General features: G+C 70.4%; 1 protein-coding gene. It reads right to left on the bottom strand.

What is annotated here, in order from left to right:
- Positions 1-422, bottom strand: a 422-nt coding sequence (locus GHC57_RS19210; RefSeq protein WP_153347281.1) for a helix-turn-helix domain-containing protein, incomplete at both ends; no start/stop codon positions are given.

Genomic DNA, 422 nt, shown 5'->3' with positions numbered 1-422 from the left:
CACACCACGCGCTCGGTTCCCGGCTCGTCGGTGAAGGTGGCGCGGAAGTGGGCGAAATCGACCTGGGCCTGGCGGCCCGCCGGGGTCTCGAACCGGCGCTCAAAGGCGGGGCTGGCGGAGGGCCGGACGCTGCGCACATAGGCCTTCACGGCGGTGTAGCCGCCGGTGTAGCCGAGGTCGCGGATCTCGCGCAGCAGCCGCTTGGCGGTCAGCTCGGGCACGGCCTGAAGGCGTTGGCGCAGATAGTCCTGCCAGGGCGCGGTGATGGGGTCCCTGGGCGGTCGGGGCGCGGAAACCGGCGGCTCCAGGCCACGCTTGATGCATGTGCGGACTGTCTTGCGGTCCAGCCCGGTGCGCCGGGCAATGGCCGACAGACTCAGGCCCTGCCGGTGAAGATCAAGGATCATGACAACGTCCCCAAG

It is taken from the genome of Roseospira navarrensis (assembly GCF_009601025.1).
GTDB classification, from domain to species: Bacteria; Pseudomonadota; Alphaproteobacteria; order Rhodospirillales; family Rhodospirillaceae; genus Rhodospira; species Rhodospira navarrensis.
The sequence above is the reverse complement of the archived record's forward strand: the minus strand, read 5'-3'. Positions and strand labels throughout refer to the sequence as shown.